At 61.6% G+C, this 22538-nt stretch carries 15 protein-coding genes; 9 read left to right on the top strand and 6 right to left on the bottom strand.

Going from position 1 to position 22538, the window contains the following annotated elements; all coding sequences use genetic code 11:
• The coding region (locus tag CGA22_RS23600) for a hypothetical protein (protein WP_188258722.1) at positions 1-2591 on the bottom strand (2591 nt) is incomplete at its 3' end.
• Positions 2592-3025: 434 nt separating this feature from the next.
• On the opposite strand from CGA22_RS23600, the gene CGA22_RS23595 reads away from it, so the two are divergent.
• The gene (locus tag CGA22_RS23595; RefSeq protein WP_041020476.1) at positions 3026-3394 is read left to right on the top strand and encodes a DUF6124 family protein; all 369 of its coding nucleotides are present in this window, start codon (positions 3026-3028) and stop codon (positions 3392-3394) included.
• Positions 3395-3601: 207 nt separating this feature from the next.
• On the opposite strand, the gene CGA22_RS23590 is transcribed toward CGA22_RS23595, so the two are convergent.
• Together CGA22_RS23590 and CGA22_RS23585 are read right to left on the bottom strand one after the other, a co-directional pair.
• Entirely contained in the window at positions 3602-3961 is a 360-nt protein-coding gene (locus CGA22_RS23590; RefSeq protein ID WP_041020477.1) for a PilZ domain-containing protein, read from the bottom strand.
• Positions 3962-4230: 269 nt separating this feature from the next.
• Positions 4231-4605 (bottom strand): tetratricopeptide repeat protein, encoded by a 375-nt coding sequence (locus CGA22_RS23585; protein WP_024781023.1) that lies wholly within the window; start codon positions 4603-4605, stop codon positions 4231-4233.
• A gap of 373 nt (positions 4606-4978) precedes the next feature.
• Here CGA22_RS23585 and pyk point away from each other — a divergent pair, with 373 nt between their 5' ends.
• On the top strand, positions 4979-6430 hold the full coding sequence (pyk, locus tag CGA22_RS23580) for a pyruvate kinase (RefSeq protein WP_041020478.1): 1452 nt from the start codon (positions 4979-4981) through the stop codon (positions 6428-6430).
• A gap of 180 nt (positions 6431-6610) precedes the next feature.
• Here the strand turns inward: pyk and CGA22_RS23575 are convergent, their stop codons facing one another.
• Together CGA22_RS23575 and CGA22_RS23570 are read right to left on the bottom strand one after the other, a co-directional pair.
• Positions 6611-7558, bottom strand: a complete 948-nt coding sequence (locus CGA22_RS23575; RefSeq protein ID WP_041020307.1) for an iron-sulfur-binding ferredoxin reductase — start codon at positions 7556-7558, stop codon at positions 6611-6613.
• Positions 7551-8657 (bottom strand): sensor domain-containing diguanylate cyclase, encoded by a 1107-nt coding sequence (locus CGA22_RS23570; RefSeq protein ID WP_041020319.1) that lies wholly within the window; start codon positions 8655-8657, stop codon positions 7551-7553. The genes CGA22_RS23575 and CGA22_RS23570 overlap by 8 nt, the downstream gene beginning before the upstream one ends.
• 381 nt (positions 8658-9038) lie before the next feature.
• Here CGA22_RS23570 and CGA22_RS23565 point away from each other — a divergent pair, with 381 nt between their 5' ends.
• The 5 genes from CGA22_RS23565 to CGA22_RS23545 all read left to right on the top strand — a co-directional run bounded on the left by CGA22_RS23565 (position 9039) and on the right by CGA22_RS23545 (position 20055).
• The gene (locus CGA22_RS23565) at positions 9039-10562 is read left to right on the top strand and encodes a fumarate hydratase (protein ID WP_041020308.1); all 1524 of its coding nucleotides are present in this window, start codon (positions 9039-9041) and stop codon (positions 10560-10562) included.
• 195 nt (positions 10563-10757) lie between these two features.
• On the top strand, positions 10758-15209 hold the full coding sequence (locus CGA22_RS23560) for a SpvB/TcaC N-terminal domain-containing protein (RefSeq protein WP_041020309.1): 4452 nt from the start codon (positions 10758-10760) through the stop codon (positions 15207-15209).
• Between the two features lie 122 nt (positions 15210-15331).
• Positions 15332-17098, top strand: coding sequence for an ATP-binding protein (locus CGA22_RS23555; RefSeq protein WP_188258721.1), 1767 nt, complete (start codon positions 15332-15334; stop codon positions 17096-17098).
• The gene (locus tag CGA22_RS23550) at positions 17091-18425 is read left to right on the top strand and encodes a sigma-54-dependent transcriptional regulator (protein ID WP_041020311.1); all 1335 of its coding nucleotides are present in this window, start codon (positions 17091-17093) and stop codon (positions 18423-18425) included. The genes CGA22_RS23555 and CGA22_RS23550 overlap by 8 nt, the downstream gene beginning before the upstream one ends.
• Before the next feature lie 310 nt (positions 18426-18735).
• Positions 18736-20055 carry an MFS transporter gene (locus CGA22_RS23545; RefSeq protein WP_041020312.1) on the top strand — a complete coding sequence of 440 codons (1320 nt, stop codon included), beginning with the start codon at positions 18736-18738 and terminating at the stop codon, positions 20053-20055.
• Between the two features lie 174 nt (positions 20056-20229).
• Here the strand turns inward: CGA22_RS23545 and CGA22_RS23540 are convergent, their stop codons facing one another.
• Positions 20230-20985, bottom strand: coding sequence for a membrane protein (locus CGA22_RS23540; RefSeq protein ID WP_041020313.1), 756 nt, complete (start codon positions 20983-20985; stop codon positions 20230-20232).
• Positions 20986-21326: 341 nt separating this feature from the next.
• On the opposite strand from CGA22_RS23540, the gene CGA22_RS23535 reads away from it, so the two are divergent.
• Both CGA22_RS23535 and CGA22_RS23530 read left to right on the top strand, forming a co-directional pair.
• Entirely contained in the window at positions 21327-21737 is a 411-nt protein-coding gene (locus CGA22_RS23535; protein WP_188258720.1) for a heme utilization protein, read from the top strand.
• 172 nt (positions 21738-21909) lie between these two features.
• Entirely contained in the window at positions 21910-22530 is a 621-nt protein-coding gene (locus CGA22_RS23530; RefSeq protein WP_041020315.1) for a flavin reductase family protein, read from the top strand.
• Positions 22531-22538 lie beyond the last annotated feature (8 nt).

Genomic DNA, 22538 nt, shown 5'->3' with positions numbered 1-22538 from the left:
CGCAGCGTATAGGTGCCTACCGGCAGGTGCGCGTCATAGAACCAGTAGCCATCGTTGCCTCTGGCCCGCACCCTTGCCAAAGGCTCGTCCGCACCGTCGAGCCACAACTCGACGGTCGCGGTGTCCAACCCCGACACTTTGCGGGCATAGCCGTCAATGACCGAGACCCGGGCAATGGCATCGCCCGGCTGGGGATGGTCGATGGTGGGCGGAAACAGGATCACCTTGAAGCTGACGGGCTCGCTTTTCTCGGAAGGAGACTCGCCGTACTGCTGGACCGCGTAAACCTTTTGGTCGCCAAACGCGAGATCCTCGGTAAGGGGCACCGACCATTCGTTGTCGGTGACCTCGGCTTCGCCGAGAAGGGTTTCTGACACGAAATCAAATACACGCATCAAAGCCCCAGGGATACCACCCGAGCCCTGGATGATCGGGTTGTGGTCCACCTCTTCATCATTCACCGGTGAGGTGATGACCGGCCGCAACACGACGACCTCGAACGGTTGGGACACCTCATCCGAGGTCTGGCCACCGAAGGACTGGGTCACCCTGGCGGTATAAGTGCCGGGCATGAAAGGCTCCGTCCGGGTAAAACTCCAGGTCGCGCCGCTCACTTGCGCGGCATAGGGGGAATTCGGGTCCCCATCGAACTGAAGCTGCACCTGCGCACCATTCAGGCAGGTGCCGGAGAAGCGCGGAGTCAGGCCGTCCTGGCGAACCTCCACGGTGGGGACCGGGGCCCGGATAACGAATTGCCTTGAAGTGGGCTCGGAAGAGAGGTTATTGAACAACTGCCGGGCTTCGACGGAATAACTCCCCGGATTCCAGGCTTCGTCCGCAGCACTTGACCAGCGGTTGTTGGCGACGTCGACAATCGGCACGGCAGGCGTCGATTCGCCCACTCGTAGCACCTCGATCTGCGCCGCGGGTTGTCCCGTCCAGCTGTGACCGATACCGGCAAACACCGGTTTGCGGTCCCCGCCGATCTGAACCTCCAAGGTCGGCATCGGCACAGGTATCGTGACCGTGAGCCTGTCGCTCCAATCCGAATGAATCCAGGCGGAACCGTCGGGGAGTTTTTGCCGGATATCCACCGAGTAGCTTCCCGGCGGCTGATCGGACCATTCCACCGCCCACTGGCCGCCACTGACGCCCGTGCTGACCTGCGGGTCGTTAACGCCGGTTTTATGGACATCCACCGTGGCACCGACGTGACCGGTGCCGGAGAATTTCGCCGTGCCGGGGCTGGGGTAGGTGACCTGGATATTGGTCAGTTTTGGAGGCTTGATCTTGACTGCCCGGGCGTCGCTGCGTTGCGAAGGCACGTTTTGATAAACCTGCTCGGCCACCAGCGAAGTGGGACCTGCCTTCGGCATTTGCACAGCGGCGCTCCAAGACCCGTTTGCTACCGCTGTTGTAGTACCGACAACGACGTTGTCGAAGTCGATCTTCACCCGAACCGTGGCGCCCGCCAGCGCGTTCGTTCCGCTCAGGGTGAATGACATGTTCTGATTGCCGCTAGGGGCCGTGATGACGGGTTTGGCTAACACCGTGAACGGGCGGTGCTCCACGGTATATTTAACGGGCCCGTTTCCTATTTGATATGCCGCTTGCGCCGTGTAAGACCCATTATTCAACGGTACCGCCCGGGCTTCCCATGTTTTATCTTCAGTGACTGAAACCGTTTCAGACAGCACGGTTCCAACATTGGGGACGACCACCCAAACCCGGGCACCTGAAAATCCCGCCCCCTTGAAGACAAGTTGATCAGCTCGTACTACCGCATTCGACGCAGGTGTTGTAAGGGTGGTCCCAGCCAAGCTAACCGTCATCCGATTGGAGTGTGGGGATGTGAAACCCATTACTTGTTGCACTGCGTAAAAACTCAGTGTCTCCAACCCGCTTGGCATGTCGAACGTGGCAGTCCAGCTACCATCGAGCCGAATGTCAGCTTGGCGCAGAAGACCGTTATCGCTCACTTTATGAACGGTAATTGAGCCACGACCATAGATGCCCCCCCTACCTGTCACAGTGAGCGGTAGCGTATCGATGTCACCGGAGGGAGATTCAATAACAGGGGGAGGGGCATAATGCACATCCATAGAAGTCCAGGCAGTAGGGTCTCCCCCCTTACGGTCAAATACATAGGAAAACTCTATGGTCGCTTTTGAAGCGTTTGCCTCTACTGCCCCACCCGTTGGCGTGCTCGATAAGAAATGCCATACGCCATCTTGCCGAGCATTTGTTGTTAGTTCGCGATACCAACTGCCCACTGAAGAAAATCCTAACCTAACATCGCCTTCATGACGTCCATTAGCAGTAACCCAGTACTGAACCCCCGAGCAGTTAAATACAGTCCCGGCCGCAGTCCAGGTGTAGGTCACTTCAAGTTTCGCCACTTGACCGCTGTGCATGACCTCCAGAACTGAAATTGCACGGCTGGAAGCAGGCCACTCAGTATCTTCCTGTTCAATGCCAATACGAGAAAGCTCGACGTGACTTTCACTCTCATCACTTTCTGACGATTGCAACGATGTTTCCTTTGGCGCTTCGTCTGCATCACCTTTTTCAGCATCGTCATCAATACTCATAGCTCGCTCCATCGGCAATGCGGCACGTAGGTTGTAGATCATTGGAAGCCAATGTCCGAGGCTCAAACACCTGTTAGTTCCGACAGTACCGACGAGCGGCGGAAGGATGTAGGGGCTGTCCGACTGACTACAACGCCTTGCGCAACGGACTACAGATCCGCCAGAATCCGCCGGCTTGTGTGCCTTGGCCTTGCCCCGTAACTTGATTCGTGTCGCTGATATCCAGCGGTCGGGTTTAGTCGCCCGGAGGTATAACGAAGTGCATAAGCATCATCCAGTCGGGTTCCCTATCCCCGTGCTTAATGGTGGCTGTGCGCAGGGCGCCCTCGGGCGCGCCGGTTCTTTCGTTATCCTCCCGGTCGACTAACCTGCGTTCAGCCGCCACCCTCGTTTAGTCGCGAGTCGGTGGCAGCCCATTTAATGGATAACGAAACATGATCAAACCAACACCCAATCCCCCGCACACCGACCCACTGTCCCCCCACGAAACCCTCGACCCCGCCAGGCTCGACCAGGCCGCTCAAAGAGCCCTGGACTACTACCTCAAGCCCGACAACGGCCAGCCCGACCCGAAAGCCGCCAAGCACCTGGATTACTTCATCGTCGCCCCCGACGCCGATCCCGAAGGCATGCTCGCGCACACTTACGAAACCTTCTGCTCGGTCAGCACGCTGATTCTGGATTTATCGGAAGATCTGGAAGGTGCCCCGCGCAACCTGGCCCTGGCGATTCACCAGATGGGCGAGATGGGGGTGTTGTTGCTGGAGAGGCTGCTGGACGGCGAAGAGAAGATTCAGCGCTGAAGACCGAATGGTCTGTGAGGTGAAAGGTTGATGCAGGACCTGTGGGAGCGAGCCTGCTCGCGAAGAGGGCGGTCCATTCAGCATCGATGTGACTGCCCTACCGCTATCGCGAGCAGGCTCGCTCCCACAAGGGGTCGGGATCAGCCTGACCTTGCCTCTCGCCTGTCTCACTGGCTTGAAGTATGCCCGGCAAAAGTCAGGCGGGCATCAAGCCGAAGCCGGCAACGAGTGGAAACTGAAGTAATGCTGCAGCGCGCCGACCAGCTGACCGTACTCCGGCGGCGCCCCATGGAGGCTGAAGCCGGCGTCGAAATGCTGTGGCGTCACGTCTTCATGGCACCACAGGCAGGTGGCCTTGAGCTTGATGTTCTTCTGCGGCCCTTCGTCGGCGGGGATTTTCAGGTGCAGCTCAAAGTCTGCGCCGACCATCAACGGCAGCGTGCTGATCAGCATCAGACCCTGTTCAGAAACGTTCCCCAGATAACCAATAAGCCTGTCATTGACGCCGTTGAACACTTTCAAGAAGCACGGCAGATCCTGCCGATCAATTCGACGTTTTTTGTACATGTTTTGTATCGCTTTTCCCAGCCCTCAACGAGGACCTACCCAATGCTTCGGAACGAGCCCAAGCGAGCCCGCTCTCCCCGATCCCGGTGCCAGACGCTTGCAAGCGTCTTGAGCCTGTTCCTGCCGGTCACAGGTGTTGCCTCGACATTAGAGATCTTGCTCTAGCCACGAGTTGTACAAATATAGCTCAAGCTTGGACAGAAGCCAGCCCGTAGCGATGCCGGCCATCCGCCGGGGAATCTCCCTCGGCGGCTGTGCCGCGTTGGCGGTCAGAATGCAGTCGGGCGGATCGCCGAGGCACTGCGGGTCGGGTAGTGCCCCAGGCTTTCGAGGGTTTCGAGCCGGGCACGGGCGCGGAAGGCATATTCGCTGGTGGGGTATTGGGCGATGATGAACTGGTAGGTCTGCGCTGCGTCGACGAACAGCTTCTGCCGCTCCAGGCACTGGCCGCGCAGCATCGAGACTTCCGGCTGCATATAGCGACGGGCCCGGCTGGCACGGTCGACCTGGGACAGTTCGAGCATCACCTGATCGCAATTGCCACGGTCGTAGGCCTTGTAGGCCAGGTTCATGTGGTGGTTCATCGACCACCGGGTACAGCCCGTGATGCTCAGGGCCAGGGCAATAAAAAGCACGAATCGCATGGGAAGGTTCTCCTGTCTTGAGCGCTGTATCGGCCTACCCTTAGAAATCTTCAACTCTATATGACGCCGGGCTCGCTCTTGTGGCGAGGGGATTTATCCCCGCTGGGCTGCGAAGCAGACCCAACACCGGCGACTCAATCCGCCTGAGACACCGAGTAACAGGGCTTTGGGGCCGCTTCGCAGCCCAGCGGGGATAAATCCCCTCGCCACAGATGAATGCTCATGGCCACAAGAGTGATCCAGGCCAAAGAGGCGTGAAAATCTTCGGGAATGTTCACTTCGAAAAAGAAACGAATAAGTAGTGCACATGAACAATGACTACACCCAAAGACCATAGTAGCCTTCGCTGGCGCTTGAACCTGAGGAGTCTTGCATGTCCGTCCGTCGCACCAAAATCGTCGCTACCCTTGGCCCGGCCAGTAATTCGCCGGAAGTTCTCGAACAGCTGATTCTGGCTGGCCTGGACGTTGCCCGCCTGAATTTTTCCCACGGCACTCCCGATGAGCACAAGGCTCGTGCCAAGCTGGTGCGCGACCTCGCCGCTAAGCACGGCCGCTTCGTTGCCCTGCTGGGTGACCTGCAAGGCCCCAAGATCCGTATCGCCAAATTCGCCAACAAGCGCATCGAGTTGAAGATCGGTGACACCTTCACCTTCTCCACCAGCCATCCGCTGACCGAAGGCAACCAGCAGGTGGTCGGCATCGACTACCCGGACCTGGTCAAGGACTGCGGCGTGGGCGACGAACTGCTGCTCGACGACGGTCGTGTGGTGATGCGCGTCGACACCGCCACCGCCACCGAACTGGTCTGCACCGTGACCATCGGCGGCCCGCTGTCGGACCATAAAGGCATCAACCGCCGCGGCGGCGGCCTGACGGCACCGGCCCTGACGGAAAAAGACAAGGCCGACATCAAGCTGGCCGCGGAAATGGAAGTCGACTATCTGGCCGTGTCCTTTCCCCGCGACGCCGCTGACATGGAATACGCCCGTCAACTGCGCGACGAAGCCGGCGGCACCGCCTGGCTGGTGGCGAAGATCGAACGCGCCGAAGCCGTGGCCGACGACGAAACCCTCGACGGCCTGATCAAGGCATCCGACGCCGTGATGGTGGCCCGTGGTGACCTGGGTGTGGAAATCGGCGACGCCGAGCTGGTGGGCATCCAGAAGAAGATCATCCTGCACGCACGCCGCCACAATAAAGCGGTGATCGTGGCGACCCAGATGATGGAGTCGATGATCCAGAACCCGATGCCGACCCGTGCCGAAGTGTCCGACGTAGCCAACGCCGTGCTCGACTACACGGACGCCGTAATGCTCTCGGCCGAAAGCGCCGCCGGCCAATACCCGCTCGAAGCAGTGCAGGCCATGGCCCGCATCTGCATGGGTGCGGAAAAGCACCCGACCGGCAAGACCTCCAGCCATCGCATCGGCAAGACTTTCGAACGCTGCGACGAGAGCATCGCCCTGGCGACGATGTACACCGCCAACCACTTCCCGGGCGTAAAGGCGATCATCGCCCTGACCGAAAGTGGCTACACGCCGCTGATCATGTCGCGCATCCGTTCTTCGGTGCCGATCTACGCGTTCTCCCCGCACCGCGAAACCCAGGCCCGTGCCGCCATGTTCCGTGGCGTCTACACCGTGCCGTTCGACCCGGCCGCCCTGCAACCGGGCGAAGTCAGCCAGGCGGCGGTGGACGAGCTGGTCAAGCGCGGCGTGGTGCAGACCGGTGACTGGGTCATCCTGACCAAGGGCGACAGCTACCACACCATCGGCGGCACCAACGGGATGAAAATCCTCCACGTCGGCGACCCGATGGTCTGAGTGCCCCCGCTGAAAGACAAAAGCCCCGCCATGTGAATGGCGGGGCTTTTTGTTTTTTGCTTTGCCTGGGCGGACGCCATCGCGAGCAGGCTCGCTCCCACAGGGGGCTGGTGGTGTCTGTAAATGCTGTGTGCACCGCTGATCCACTGTGGGAGCGAGCCTGCTCGCGATGGCGGAGGCTCAGCCTGCGCCGCCCTCACGGGTAAGGAAGACATCCGCCAGCAACTGATTACGCGGCAAACCGGCCAGGTAGAGGCGTTTGGCGAAGGCTTCGACCCGCTCGGGGTGGCCGCAGGCCAGGGCCTGGGTTTGTCGGGAGGCCAGCCGCAGTTGCGCCAGCGCTGAAGGCGCCTCGACCGAGGTCAGCAGTTGGACGCTGAGTTGCGGGTACTTGGCGGCCAGCGCCGCCAGGGGTTTGCCCAGGTAATGTCCGCTGGCGTCATGGGCGACATGCACAAGATGAATCGGCCCTCGATGTTGCTGGCGCAGGGCTTCGCGCAGGATGCCGAACAACGGTCCCAACCCGGTACCAGCGGCCAGCAGCCACAGCGGTTTGTCGTGCCAGGCGGGATCGTAGTGCAGCGCACCGCCACGCAATTCACCCAGGCGGATGGGATCCCCCACGCTCAGGGAACGAGCCCGGTCGATAAACTGCCCGGGCTGGCGGCAGTCGAGGTGAAACTCCAGGAAGCGGTCTTCCTCCGGCAGGCTCGCCAGGGAATAGGGCCGGGCGACGTCGCCGAGCCACAGCACCAGGTGTTGCCCGGCCTGGTAGCGCAGCCTCCGTTCAGGGGTGACGCGCAAACGCAGCACATCGGGCCCCAACCAGTCCGCCGCCACGACCTGGGCCGCCTGACCGTCACGTTGCGGATCGAACGTGTGGATCTGCACATCCTCGACTACCTGGCATTGGCAGGCCAGCCGCCAGCCCTGATCGCGCTGCGTCGGGCTCAAGGCATCAGGTCGAGCATCGCGCACATCGCCGCCGATGCATTGCACCAGGCAGGCATGGCAACTGCCGGCGCGGCAACTGTAGGGCACCGGCACCCCGGACTGATTCAACGCGTCCAGCAGGTTACTGCCGGGCGCGACCGTCCATTGCCGGCCGGCGACCGTCAGTTCAGGCATCGACATTCTCCCAGGCGGCGGCACACCGATTACGACCGTCTCGCTTGGCCCGGTACAAGGCCTGGTCGGCGCGTTGTAATGCGTTGTCCAGGTCATCGTCCATTTCCAACAGCGTCATGCCCGCCGACAGGCTGAGAGCCCCTACCCGCAAACCGGTCAACTCGACGGCGGCAAACGCCAGGCGCAGCCGCTCGCAACAAGCCGTCAGGCGCGCGGGGTCGCAGGCGGGCAGGAGCATGACGAACTCTTCGCCGCCATAACGCGCCAACACGTCGCCTTCGCGCAGGCAGGCCGTGGCGACGCTGGCGAAGGCCTGGAGCACCTGGTCGCCGGCAGCGTGGCCGTGCAGGTCGTTGATGCGCTTGAAATGGTCAAGATCGATCAAGGCCAGGCCATGGGCCATGTCCGGCTTGAGCGTGTTGAGTTCACGGGACGCCAGGCGCAGGAAATGCCGGCGATTGAACAGGCCGGTCAGTTCATCGGTGGCCACCAGGTCTTCGAGCTGGCGCATCATGCCACGCAAGGTGTCCTGGTGCGCCTGCAAGGCAAATCGCCGCTGACGCATGCGCTGGCGCGACGTCTGGACATAGCGGGCGTACAACACCAGCCACACCAGCACGATAAACAGCACGCACACTTGCAAACCGGCCAGCGTGGGGTCGGAAAGCCGGAAGAACCAGGCGTCCCAGAGGACGATCCCGGTGAAACTGAAGAACACCAGCGACGCGCAACGCACAAAAGCCCGGCGGGACAGGTGAAACAGCCCGAACAGCAGGATCAGTACATAGAACACCAGGAACAGGCCCCGGGCCTGGTCCAGGTGCCCCATCATCCAGGTCTGCCAACCCAGGCCGATCAGTACTTGCACTTCGGTGAGGCTGGGGTCGGCGAACCGCAGGTTGCGACCACTGATAAACACTGCGAACAGCGCACCCTGGCACAGCACCACCAGGGCGCTGCCGATGATGACGCCGCGTAACGAGTCGAGGTAATGCCCACTGAAAAATGCCAGCCACAGCAACACCAGCGCCAGCGCGTAAGTCGCGGCCGCCAGGGCGAAGCGTTTGAGCAGGAGACGTTGAATGGCGTTATGGGTCAATCGTTGACTCACCATGGGAAAGGAAACTGACAGGAGGCGTCCTACGCTACAGGCCAGACGCCACTTTAGTGGCGTGTAGGACAAATGACCATTCAATTCTGGAGCAGAAAAATGGCGTCAAAGCAATGGCCCATATTGACGCAGAGGTTTCTTGCTCGACGCACACCCATTTGCTGAGGGATTTATCTGTGGCGAGGGGATTTATCCCCTCGCCACAAGGCAGCTCGCTCCCACAGGGTGTCCGCCTGCGATATACTGCCGCGCCTTTTTAGCGTCGCGCCAGCATGCCCGGCGTGTCTTAAGAGGTGCCGCCCGTCGACCGATGCACCCAAACGAGCGGTACCTTATTGAATGTTCCCGTCTTAGAGAGGAGCGCGACTCATGACCGTGATCAAGCAAGACGACCTGATTCAGAGCGTTGCCGACGCCCTGCAGTTCATTTCCTACTACCACCCCGTGGACTTCATCCAGGCGATGCACGAAGCCTACCTGCGCGAAGAATCGCCAGCGGCCCGTGACTCCATGGCGCAGATCCTGATCAACTCGCGCATGTGCGCCACCGGCCATCGGCCGATCTGCCAGGACACCGGCATCGTCACCGTGTTCGTGCGGGTGGGCATGGACGTGCGCTGGGACGGCGCGACCATGAGCCTGGACGACATGATCAACGAGGGTGTGCGTCGCGCCTACAACCTGCCGGAAAACGTCCTGCGCGCTTCCATCCTTGCCGACCCGGCCGGTGCGCGCAAAAACACCAAGGACAACACCCCCGCGGTCATCCACTACTCCATCGTCCCGGGCAACACCGTGGAAGTGGACGTGGCAGCCAAAGGCGGCGGCTCCGAGAACAAGTCGAAGATGGCCATGCTCAACCCGTCCGACTCCATCGTCGACTGGGTGCTCAAGACCGTTCCGACCATGGGCGCCGGCTGGTGCCCACCGGGCATGCTCGGCATCGGCATCGGCGGCACCGCCGAGAAAGCCGCGGTCATGGCCAAAGAAGTGTTGATGGAATCCATCGACATTCACGAACTCAAGGCCCGCGGCCCGCAGAACCGTATCGAAGAGATGCGCCTGGAGTTGTTCGAGAAGGTCAACCAACTGGGCATCGGTGCCCAGGGCCTGGGTGGCCTGACCACCGTGCTCGACGTGAAGATCATGGATTACCCGACCCACGCCGCTTCCCTGCCGGTGTGCATGATCCCCAACTGCGCCGCCACCCGTCACGCCCACTTCGTACTGGACGGCACAGGCCCGGCAGAGCTGGAAGCGCCACCACTGGACGCCTACCCGGAAATCGTCTGGGAAGCCGGTCCGTCGGCTCGTCGCGTGAACCTCGACACCCTGACCCCGGAAGAAGTGCAGAGCTGGAAGCCGGGCGAAACCGTACTGCTCAACGGCAAGATGCTCACCGGTCGCGACGCGGCGCACAAGCGCATGGTCGAGATGCTGAACAAGGGTGAAACCCTGCCGGTGGACCTCAAGGGCCGCTTCATCTATTACGTCGGCCCGGTCGACCCGGTAGGCGACGAAGTGGTTGGCCCGGCCGGTCCGACCACCGCCACGCGGATGGACAAGTTCACCCGCCAGATCCTCGAACAGACCGGCCTGCTGGGCATGATCGGCAAATCCGAGCGCGGCCCGACCGCTATCGAAGCGATCAAGGACAACAAGGCCGTCTACCTGATGGCCGTTGGCGGCGCCGCGTACCTGGTGGCTCAGGCGATTCGCAAATCCAAGGTCCTGGCATTCGCCGAACTGGGCATGGAAGCGATCTACGAGTTCGAGGTCAAGGACATGCCGGTGACCGTTGCGGTCGACAGCCAGGGCGAGTCGGTGCACATCACCGGCCCGGCCATCTGGCAGAAGAAGATCAGTGACAGCCTGGCGGTAGAAGTGCAGTAACGCGCACTTTCGTACCGTAGAAAGGCCGGTGGGCGACAAGCCCACCGGCCTTTTTTTGTTTTGTGCGGGAGCGCCTACCACTTATCGGCCTACCTACGCACCTGTCGGATCTGACAGGTTACCCATCGTTCATCTCTTGGCATCCTCGTGTTCACCCGGGTACTCCCTGACATTGCCTAACGAGAAGATCCCCCGATGGCAGAACAAACGCCCCTCCAGATTGTGACCCCCATCATCGCCAACAGTGCATCCATTGCCGCGATGGGCAGCCGGATCGGCCCCGTTGGCACGCGGGGGGCAGCCTCTTTCCAATTACCCTTGCCGCTTTCCGGCGCCCGCCATCTGACACCGGCGCTGGCGCTGCACTACAACAGCCAGAGTGGCAACGGCACCTTCGGCATCGGCATGCAGTTGTCCCTCGCCAGCATCGCCCGCCGCACCAGCGAAGGTATCCCGCACTATGCCGATGACGATGTGATGATCGATGCCGACGGGGTCGAGCGCTGGCCCGAATTCAACGAAGGCATGCCGGTCATTCGCACATTGGCCGGGCCCGGTAGCCGGGCCTGTTCGGTGGTGCGCTATTACCCCAGGATCGAAAGTGCATTCGATGTGTATGAACTCTGGAGTCCCGACGATGGCCAGGCGCCGTTCTGGCGGGTCCAGGGCAGCAACGGCCATCTGTATTGCTATGGCAACAGCGAAGCGTCGCGCATCGCCGCCCCCGTTGCCGACACCGATCCGCAAGCGCCCGTCCGCATCGCCGAGTGGTTGTTGCTCGAAGAGCTCGGCCCGTCGGGTGAGCACATCTTTTATGAATACGAAGCCGATCCCGGTCCATTCGACGGGCCCCATGACTATCGCGCCCAGCGCTACCTGCGGCGGGTGTGCTACGGCAACGCCACGGCCAGCGACGACTTCTACTGCTTCGAAGAGATCGATCCGGCCAGCAGGCACTGGCATTTCCATGTGCTGTTCGACTATGGCCAGCGCGCCCTCGACCTTGCGCGCAAACCGGTTTGGTACGTCCCCAAAGGGGTGCCATGGCAATTGCGCAGCGACCCGATCCATGCCTACCGGTACGGTTTCGAAGTCGGCACGCGGCGCCTGTGCCACCAGGTACTGATGTTCCACCATTTTCCCGCCGAAGCGGGCACCGAACCTGCGCTGGTCGCGCGGTTGCTGCTGGAATACAGCGCCACCGCGCTGGGCTACAACCTGCTGACCGCAGCCCATTATCAGGACTGGGACGCCGAGGGCCGCGTCGATTACCGTCCTCCTGTCGAACTGCACTACAACGGTTTCGAGCTCAATCTGACACCTGAACCGTTCTCTGAATTGCAGACGATGCCCGCCCTTGAAGACGGCAGGCGCTACCACTGCGTCGACTTGTACGGCGAGGGTGTTCCGGGTTTCCTGTGCCGCTACACCCATGGCTGGTATTACCGCGAACCGGAACGCGGCGAGGCCGACGACAAAATTGCCTACGGCCCGTGGTCACGCCTGGAGAACATTCCGATCGCCGCCGACAACCCGACGGTGTTGCAGGTGCTGACCGACCTGACGGGCAGGGGGCGCCTCAATTGGCTCATCGTCCAGCCCGGCATGAGCGGTTTCTACACCCTCAACCCGGACCGCAGCTGGTCCACCTTCACCGACTTCAAGCGTTTCCCGATGGAGTTACTCCACCCATCCGCGCAATTGGGCGACCTGAACGGTGACGGTTTGCGCTCCCTGGCCATGATCGGGCCCAAGAGTGTGCGGTTGTACGCCAACCTCCGCGAGGAAGGATTTGCCCCTGGCGTAACAGTGCCCCATGAACCGGACAGCACCCTGCCTTTGTTCAGTGACCTGCGCAACGAGCTGGTGATGTTCGGCAATTTGCTGGGCAGCGACAGTACCGAGCTGTGCCGCATCCGCTGCAACGAGATCAAGTGCTGGCCGAACCTGGGCCGTGGGCGTTTCGGCGAAGGCTTTGTCATGAGCGCCCTGCCCTTCAGCTACAGCCAGTTCGATGCCGACCGGGTCCGCATCGCCGACCTGGACGGGTCCGGGGCTCCGGCGTTGATCTACCTCCAGAGCGAGTGCTTCGAGATCTACCTCAACCGCGGCGGCAATGGTCTTGAACAGACGCCCGTGCAAGTGCCATGGCCCGAAGGCGTGCGGTACGACAATCTGTGCCAGGTTACCCTGGCCGACCTGCAGGGCCTGGGTTGTGCCAGTCTGATCCTGAGCAAGCCGCACCTGACGCCTGACATGAAGCCCGGCCATTGGCGCTATGACTTCGTCGCGGCCCGCCCCTATCTGCTCAATGCCATGAACAACAACATGGGCTGCAGCAGCTCCCTGACTTATCGCAGCAGTGCGCAGTACTGGCTGGATGAAAAACAGCAACGCATGGACAGTCGGGAACCCCTGACCTGTTACTTGCCCCTGGCCCTGCCGTTGGTGGCGCGGCAACAACAATTGGACGAGATCACCGGTAGTTGCCTGACCCAACGCTTCACTTACTTCGAAGGCGACTATGACAGCCACTACCGGGAGTTCCGCGGCTTCGGCCGGCTGTATCAGGTCGACAGCGAAGTGACCGAAGGTGAGACGCCAACCGGCTTCACCGCGCCGGTGCTGGTCAAGACCTGGTTCCACACCGGTCGCACCGTCGATCAACCCCTCAAGGATTGTTTTGCAGGGGACACCGATGCGGTGCCGTTGGGCCCGACGCTGCTGACCCGCTTCCATGAAAGCGACGAGGCCAACGAGATCATCAGCCCCGACCCGGACACCGCGCGGGAGATGGCCTACGCCCTGGGCGGCCATGTGTTGCGCACCGAAACCCATCCCGCCGAGCCGGCCGGCGCGGCCGGGCCTTACACCGTGACCCAACAGCGCTACCTGCTGCGCCATCCCCATGTCCATCACAAGAGCCTGCTGGTGCTGGATCTGGAGACGATCACCTATCAATACGACGGCTTTATCGACGACCCGCAAATCCAGCACGCCCTCAACCTGAAGTGGAACCCGTTCGGCCAGCTCATCCACGGTTTCCTCGTCCACTACGCCCGGCGCCTCACCGCCCTCGACCCACCGCCCTTCGACAATGACGACGAGAACGGCTGGTGGCGTGATGCCCATGACGACCAGCAGCAGGTGTTCCACCTCGTCGAGAAACGCGCCGAGCACTTGCACCTGATCGATGACGACAGGCTGCGCCAGCGGCTGAGCCTGCCGTGGCGTTCCAGGGCCAACGGGTTGCAACGTCCGAAAGGGGAACTGCCGTTGGGGCTCAACCCCGGGCAGGTCAGCTATGAAACCTTCACCGAACATCAGGACTCCCCGCAATGGGAGGCCGCCCGACAATTGATCGCGCTTCAGGAACAGAACTACCTGCTGGACGAGCACGACGACATTGCCTTCCAAGCCCTGCGCGGCCCGCTGGAGGTGGCCGAATTCGACAAGCATGCGCTGCAAGCCTACGACGAGCTGCCACCGCCCTTCGATATCCGTGAGCAGTTGGAAAGCATCGGCTTCGAGCCCATGAAACTGTTTCTGCCAGACGACCCGGATGAGGACGACCACGAAAACCTATGGTCCAGGAAAGTCGGATTTGCGACCTACGAACCCCTCGAGGGCTTTTTCCAGCTGACGACCCTGCAGGAAACCCAAAGCCACGGGGTGACCACCGTCGAGCACGACGCCTATCACTTGATGACCACCGCCGTGACTCTGCCGGACGGCTGCACGACCCGGGTCGATTACGATTACCACGCGTTGCTGCCACGCAAGATCGTCGATGCCAATGACAATATCCAGCAAGCACTCTATGGCCCGGCGGGCGCTCCACTGGGCGTGACCTTCCATGGCAGCGAGAACGGCGCTCCGGCAGGCTTCGACGATGTCGCCAGCTACCAACCGCCCGAAGACCTGACACCCGGCCATGCCATCGACCATCCGGAAGCCACCCTGGGCCGGATCGCCAGTGCCGTGCGCACCGACGCGCTCAGTTGGATGGGGTCCCTCGATCTCTCCCTGGTACTTTCCATACAGCGCGACGAGTGGATCAAAGAACGCTACCTCCTGCCCGACGGCCACATCCGCGCCTCGGCGCGCACGCGCCTGGCACGACTGACCGAGCGCAGCGCCGCCGAGGAACTCCTGCGGGTGCTGATACAGGCAGCGACCCGCGAGCCGGTCCACAGCGTCGTGTTGAACGCCGATCGTTACCCGGACGATCCCTTGCAACAGATCCGCATCACCGTCAATGCCGTCGACGGATTCGGCCGTGCCCTGCAAAGCAAACAGCGGGTGGAAGCCGGGCAAGCCTATGCGGTGGCCAAAGACAGTGCGCTGCTGTTGCAGAATGGGCAGCCGCTCCAGCACCTGGCCGAACAGCGCTGGCGCGTGAGCGAACGGGTCGAGTACGACAACAAAGGGCTGATCACGCGAGTCTATCGGCCCTATTTCGCCGATGCCTGGCGTTACATCAACGACGCTTCGCTGCGCGTGCATGGTTATCACGACCAGCAGTTCTACGATCCGCCAGGACGCCTGGTCAAGGTCATCAATGCCAAGGGACACGAAGCCTGGCATGTCTATCACCCCTGGTACCAATGCGACTTCGATTACAACGATACGGATCCTGGGGACTGAAACAGGGACATCGGCCGACTGAGACAGACACAAACAGCGCTCCGATAGCCCGGGACGAGACGCATTACGACACGCGGGCGGCATGCTATGGTGCCAGTCCCGTCGCCCCTTGAAGCGCTCACATGCTCGCAATGCCTCGTCCCTTGCGCCTGTTCCTGATCATCGTGCTGATCCTCGCCGGTGCTGTCGGCGCCGCCGCCCTGGCCATACGCCACGCCGAACGCCAGGCGCTGGAAGAAGACGCCAGCCGCGCGAACCAGCAACTGGCGCTGTACGCCAACTCCCTGCATACCCTGATCGACCGCTACCGTGCCCTGCCCGCCGTACTGGCCCTGGACCCGGAGTTGCGTTCGGCCCTGGCGGGCCCGGTCAGCGCGGCGCAACAGGACGCGCTGAATCGCAAGCTGGAGAAAATCAACGACACCGCGCGGTCCTCGACCCTGGAGTTGCTCGACCGCACCGGCCTGGCCGTGGCGGCCAGCAACTGGCGCCTGCCCAGCAGTTACGTGGGGCACAACTATGGCTTCCGACCCTATTTCCTCCAGACCCGCACCCAAGGCACCGGGCGTTTCTATGCAGTGGGCGTGACCAGCGGCATTCCGGGTTACTTCCTGTCCAGCGCAGTGACCGGCGACAACGGCGAGTTCCTCGGAGCGATGGTAGTGAAACTCGAATTTCCGGAGCTTGAACGTGAATGGCGCCAAGGCAGCGACACCCTGCTGGTCAGCGACGCCCGGGGCATCGTGTTCATCGCCAACCGGCCGGGCTGGCGTTATCGCCATCTGCAGCCCCTGACCGACAGCGACCGTGCCGAGCTCAAGGCCACCCGCCAGTACGACAAGCAACCTCTGCAACCGTTGGGCTACGAAGCGCTGCGGCGTTTCGACGATAACAGTCATCTGGCCCGGGTCGATGCCCCTGATGGCCCAGCGGACTACCTGTGGGAATCCTTGCCGCTGACGGCCGAAGGTTGGACCCTGCATTTGCTGCGTCGGCCGCAGATCGCTTTCGAAGATCGCCGCAACGCCGGGCTCGCCGCCGCCGGATCGTGGTTGGCACTGGTTTTTCTGCTGCTGTTCCTCAACCAACGCTGGCGCCTGGCGAAGCTGCGTCAACGCAGCCGCGCAGAGCTCGAACGCTTGGTGGAAGAACGGACCCGGGAATTACGCACGGCCCAGGAAGGGCTGGTGCAGTCGGCCAAACTGGCGGCGCTGGGGCAGATGTCGGCGGCCCTGGCCCATGAAATCAACCAGCCGCTGACCGCCCAGCGCATGCAATTGGCGACCCTGCGCTTGCTGTTGGATCACGGCCGGGTCGACGATGCCTACAAGGCACTCAAGCCGGTGGACGACATGCTCACCCGCATGGCCGCCCTCACCGGTCACCTGAAAACGTTTGCCCGCAAGAGTCCCAGCGGCCTGCGCGAACGCCTGGACCTGGCAGCGGTGGTGGATCAGGCCCTGCAACTGCTGGACACCCGCCTGCGGGACGAACAGGTCAGCACCGTGCTGCACCTGACCCGTCCGGCGTGGGTGCGTGGCGATGCGATCCGCCTCGAACAGGTGCTGATCAATCTGTTGCGCAACGCCCTCGACGCCATGGCCGGTCAACCCTTGAAACGCCTGGAAGTGCGCCTGGAAGCCGATGAGCAACTGTGGCGCCTGACGGTCAGTGACAGCGGGACCGGGATCGCCGAGGAACACCTGGCCCAGGTCTTCGATCCGTTCTTTACCACCAAGGCGGTGGGCGATGGACTGGGCCTGGGGCTGGCGGTATCGTTTGCCATCATCCATGAGTCCGGCGGGCGACTGACGGCGGACAACCATGAAGGCGGCGCCGTATTCTGCGTGGCGTTGCCCATCGATCAGGAGACCCGGTTGCATGCTTGACTCTGTCATGGTCGTCGATGACGAAGGCAGCATCCGCAGCGCCGTCGAACAATGGCTGAGCCTGTCGGGTTTCCAGGTGCAGTTGTTCAGCCGCGCCGAAGAATGCCTGGCGGCGTTGCCGGCGCACTTTCCGGGAGTGATCCTCAGCGACGTGCGAATGCCCGGGCTCAGCGGCCTGGAGCTGCTGGCCGAAGTGCGCCGGCGCGATGCGGATCTGCCGGTGATCCTGCTGACCGGTCACGGCGACGTGCCGATGGCTGTGGAAGCCATGCGCGATGGGGCCTACGACTTCCTGGAGAAACCCTTCAGCCCCGAAGCCCTGCTGGGCAGCCTGCGCCGCGCCCTGGACAAGCGCTCCCTGGTGCTGGAGAACCGCCGCCTGCATGAGCAGGCCGACGCCAGGGCCCGACTCGACGGAACCTTGCTGGGGGTTTCCCGGACGCTGCAGAACCTGCGACGCCAGGTGCTGGACCTGGCGACCCTGCCGGTCAATGTGTTGATCCGCGGCGAAACCGGCAGCGGCAAGGAACTGGTCGCCCGTTGCCTGCACGACTTCGGCCCCCGGGCGAACAAACCGTTCGTGGCGTTGAATTGCGCAGCCATCCCCGAATCGCTCTTCGAGGCGGAACTGTTCGGCCATGAAAGCGGGGCCTTCACCGGCGCCCAGGGCAAGCGCATCGGCAAACTCGAGTACGCCCATGGCGGTACGCTGTTTCTCGATGAAATCGAGAGCATGCCCCTGGCCCAGCAGGTCAAGCTGCTGCGGGTCTTGCAGGAACAGAAACTCGAACGCCTGGGCTCCAACCAGAGCATCGCCGTGGACCTGCGCATCATCGCCGCCACCAAACCCGACCTGCTGGACGAAGCCCGAGCCGGACGCTTTCGCGAAGACCTGGCGTATCGCCTGAACATCGCCGAACTGCGCCTGCCGCCGTTGCGCGAACGGCGCGAGGACATCCCCTTGCTGTTCGAGCATTTCACCCACAGCGCCGCCGAACGCCTGGGCCGCCCTGCCACGCCCTTGAGCGGCCCGCAATTGAGCCATCTGCTGAGCCACGACTGGCCGGGCAACGTGCGCGAACTGGCGAATGTTGCCGAGCGCCAGTTGCTGGGGCTGGATCACGCCCATGCCCTGGAGACGGACCCCGGCCAATCCCTCGCCGCCCAGCAGGAAGCCTTCGAAGCCCAATGCCTGCGCGCCGCCCTCACCCGCCACAAAGGCGATGTGAAAGCCGTGCTCGAAGAACTGCAACTGCCACGCCGCACCTTCAACGAAAAGATGCAGCGGCATGGGTTGAGTCGGGAGATGTTTTTGCAAGACAACTGAGTGTTGTGCCGCCTGTACAGGCCCCATCGCGAGCAGGCTCGCTCCCACAGGGGGATTGGGCCAGTCGCAGGGTACGTGTCCACTGAAGATCCTGTGTGGGAGCGAACCTGCTCGCGAATAGGCCGATCCATGCACCGCCGAATCAGCGGATTCCCGCTCACCCTCAATCCAGGATAGGCGGTTTTCCGCTCATTCCATTCGCCAAACCCCTCTGGATCGGCCTTCCACCATATGGCACAGCTCCTGCTATAGCCCAATCAGGCTGCGTTCCTACGCGCTCCACAAAAACAATTAAACGAAGGATCCTTCAATGGATAACTCCAACACCCTGCCCCTCGGGTCGGCGGCCGTGCCCGCCCGTGAAAGAACCACCGCCAGCCGGATCAAATCGATCTTCAGCGGTTCGGTCGGCAACATGGTCGAGTGGTATGACTGGTACGTCTACGCCGCTTTCTCGTTGTACTTCGCCAAAGTCTTCTTCCCCAAGGGCGACACCACCGCCCAGTTGCTCAACACCGCCGCGATTTTCGCCGTGGGCTTCCTGATGCGTCCGATCGGCGGATGGTTGATGGGCCTCTACGCCGACCGCGCCGGTCGCAAGCGGGCGCTGATGGCCTCGGTCTACCTGATGTGCTTCGGCTCGCTGATCATCGCCCTGAGCCCCAGTTATGAAACCATCGGTGTCGGCGCTCCGATCCTGCTGGTCTTCGCCCGCTTGCTCCAAGGCCTGTCGGTGGGCGGCGAGTACGGTACGTCGGCGACCTACCTGAGCGAAATGGCGACCAAGGAACGTCGCGGTTTCTTCTCCAGCTTCCAGTACGTGACCCTGATCTCCGGCCAGCTCATCGCCCTCGGCGTGCTGATCGTATTGCAGCAGTTCCTCACCAGCGACCAGCTGTACGCCTGGGGCTGGCGCATTCCGTTCGCCATCGGTGCCTTGTGTGCGATCGTGGCGCTGTACCTGCGTCGTGGCATGGAAGAAACCGAGTCGTTCACCAAGAAGGAAAAGTCCAAGGAAAGCGCCATGCGCACCTTGCTGCGCCATCCGAAAGAACTGATGACCGTGGTCGGCCTGACCATGGGCGGTACCCTGGCGTTCTACACCTATACCACCTACATGCAGAAATACCTGGTGAACACCGTCGGCATGAGCATCTCCGACTCCACCACGATTTCCGCCGCCACGCTGTTTCTGTTCATGTGCCTGCAACCGGTGATCGGCGGGCTCTCGGACAAGATCGGACGCCGACCAATCCTGATTGCCTTCGGCATCCTGGGCACGCTGTGCACCGTGCCGATCCTCACCACGCTGCACACCATCCAGACCTGGTGGGGTGCGTTTTTCCTGATCATGGCTGCACTGATCATTGTCAGCGGCTATACCTCGATCAACGCGGTGGTGAAAGCCGAGTTGTTCCCCACCGAAATCCGCGCCCTGGGTGTGGGCCTGCCGTACGCGCTGACCGTGTCGATCTTCGGTGGCACGGCCGAATACATCGCACTGTGGTTCAAGAGCATCGGCATGGAGACGGGCTACTACTGGTACGTGACGGCGTGTATCGCGGTGTCGTTGCTGGTGTACATCACCATGAAAGACACCCGCAAACATTCGCGGATCGTGACGGACTGATGTTTCAGCAGTCATTACAACAGTGACTGTAAGGGCCTCATCGTCGGATCGCCGCCCGGAGCAGGCTCGCTCCCACATTTGATCGGCTGTGAGCAGAATTTTTTGCTCACTGAAGATCCTCTGTGGGAGCGAGCCTGCTCCGGGCGGCGATCCGACGATAGGTGCAACTCGGTATCAACCCAACTCGGCAGCGCCCTGCTTGCCATAGCGATTCTGCGCATACGCCGCCCCGGCGATCATCACCACCAGAATCCCCGCCAGCACCGCAGACGAACCGATGGTGCCGAAGTCCAGGCCGCCCTTTTCATGGGACTTGGTCATCAGGTCACCCAAGGTAGCACCCAGGGGACGCGTCAGTACGAATGCGATCCAGAACAACACCACTGCCGAGATCCTGGTGAAGTACTTGAGCAGCACGACCAGGGCAATGGTCGAGCCGATCAGCAACGCACCGCCGCCAAACCCCAGGCCCGAATCATCCGCCAGGAAGTCGCCAAGCGCAGTGCCCAGGGTGTTGGAAAACAGGATCGCCATCCAATAGAACATCTCCCCACGGAAAGTTTGCACCTTGGTGACGTTGAGCGAATCGCCGCTCAGGCGCCAGGCCGCGAAGATCGCCAACAGAATCGCAATCAGGATCATCGACCCGGTGGCGTAACCCAGTTCGAGGGTGCGATCCATGAAGTCGGACATGGTGGTGCCCGCGGTACTGGTGGACAGAATCACGATCCAGTACAGCAACGGCTTGTAGGTCTTGGCCATCAACTGCGTCACCAGCGTCAGGACGAACACGCTGATCAGGATCAGCGAGCTGAGGGCATAACCGACATTGAGGGTCATCGACAGCAAGTCCCCTGCGGTTTCGCCGAGGGTCGTCGCGCAGATTTTCATGACCCAGAAGGCCAGGGTGATTTGAGGCAGTTTGTTCATCGCAGGGGAAGCTCCAGTGTGAGGCGATCGGCCTTGATTACAGGCCCTGCGGAAGGCTGGCTTTGCGACGGTGAAAAACAGGTCGGGAATACATGAAAAATCTGTCACATCCCGTCCGACACGGAATTAATCGCCGATTAATGTTGGCCGGGCATCCTTATCTCACTTGAATCGATATGTGCGTGACCTACGCAGTGGCTTGTAAAGCAGTGAGATGCGTCAGCTATAACATCGAATTAATCGATTATTTTTAGCATTATTTTGCGCTTTTTAATCAAATTTGCATGCGTAGAATTAAACCCATGCAAGACACCCCTCTCAACGATTTTGGAGCTACGACGATGAAAACCAAACTGATCCTTGCCTTGACCCTGTCCGTACTGGCTGCCAACACCTTCGCCGCCGACGGTTTCGACCGTACCGGTTCAGCTATTGCCGCTGATGGCTACGATCGCACGGGCGCTGCCACCGTTGCTGCAGATGGCTTCGACCGTACCGGCAGCGCCACCGTCGCTGAAGATGGTTTCGACCGTACCGGCAGTGCCACCGTCGCTGAAGATGGTTTCGACCGTACCGGCAGCGCCACCGTCGCTGAAGACGGTTTCGACCGCACCGGCAGCGCCACCGTCGCTGAAGACGGTTTCGACCGCACCGGCAGCGCCACCGTCGCTGAAGACGGTTTCGACCGCACCGGCAGCGCCACCGTCGCTGAAGACGGTTTCGACCGTACCGGCAGCGCATCCATCAGCTGATCCTCCAAAGGCATCCTTACAGCCCGGCTTCGGCCGGGCTTAGTCGTTCAAGCCCCCTGGCAATCGCCATCCCAGTGCAAAGGACTTCCTGCGAAACGCCGCGCTACTGACAAAACCGACGCGGCCCGGCACTATTCTCGAATCCCACCCAAACCAGGATCTGTGCACTTTCATGCCCGACGATATCCACTATTACGAACCTGCCAATGGCCATGGCCTGCCCCACGATCCGTTCAACGCCATCGTCGGCCCACGCCCTATCGGCTGGATCTCTTCCCAGGACGCCGAAGGACGCCTGAATCTCGCGCCCTACAGTTTCTTCAATGCTTTCAATTACATCCCGCCGATCATTGGTTTCTCCAGTGTCGGACGCAAAGACAGCCTGAACAACATCGAACAGACCGGCGAATTCGCCTGGAACTTGGCCACCCGCCCGCTGGCCGAGCGAATGAACCAGAGCTGCGCGATGGTCGCACCCGAGGTCAACGAATTCGAACTGGCGGGCTTGACGCCAACGGCGTCACGGGTGATCCAGGTGCCGCGAGTGGCTGAAAGCCCGGTGTCCTTCGAATGCAAGGTCACCCAGATCATTCAGTTGCAGCGAGCGGACAAGGCGCTCGTACCGAGCTGGCTGATCCTCGGCGAAGTGGTTGCGGTGCATATCGCCAAGTGGCTGTTGAAGGACGGGGTCTACGACACGGCCGCCGCCGAACCGATCCTGCGCGGTGGCGGGCCGGCGGATTACTTCCAGTTGGGGCCTGAGGCACTGTTCAAGATGCATCGCCCGAAGTAAGGGTGTGC

It is taken from the genome of Pseudomonas sp. PSB18 (assembly GCF_014596565.1).
Classification (GTDB): domain Bacteria; phylum Pseudomonadota; class Gammaproteobacteria; order Pseudomonadales; family Pseudomonadaceae; genus Aquipseudomonas.
Note: the sequence above shows the minus strand (reverse complement) of the source record. Positions and strands in the feature narration are given on the sequence as shown.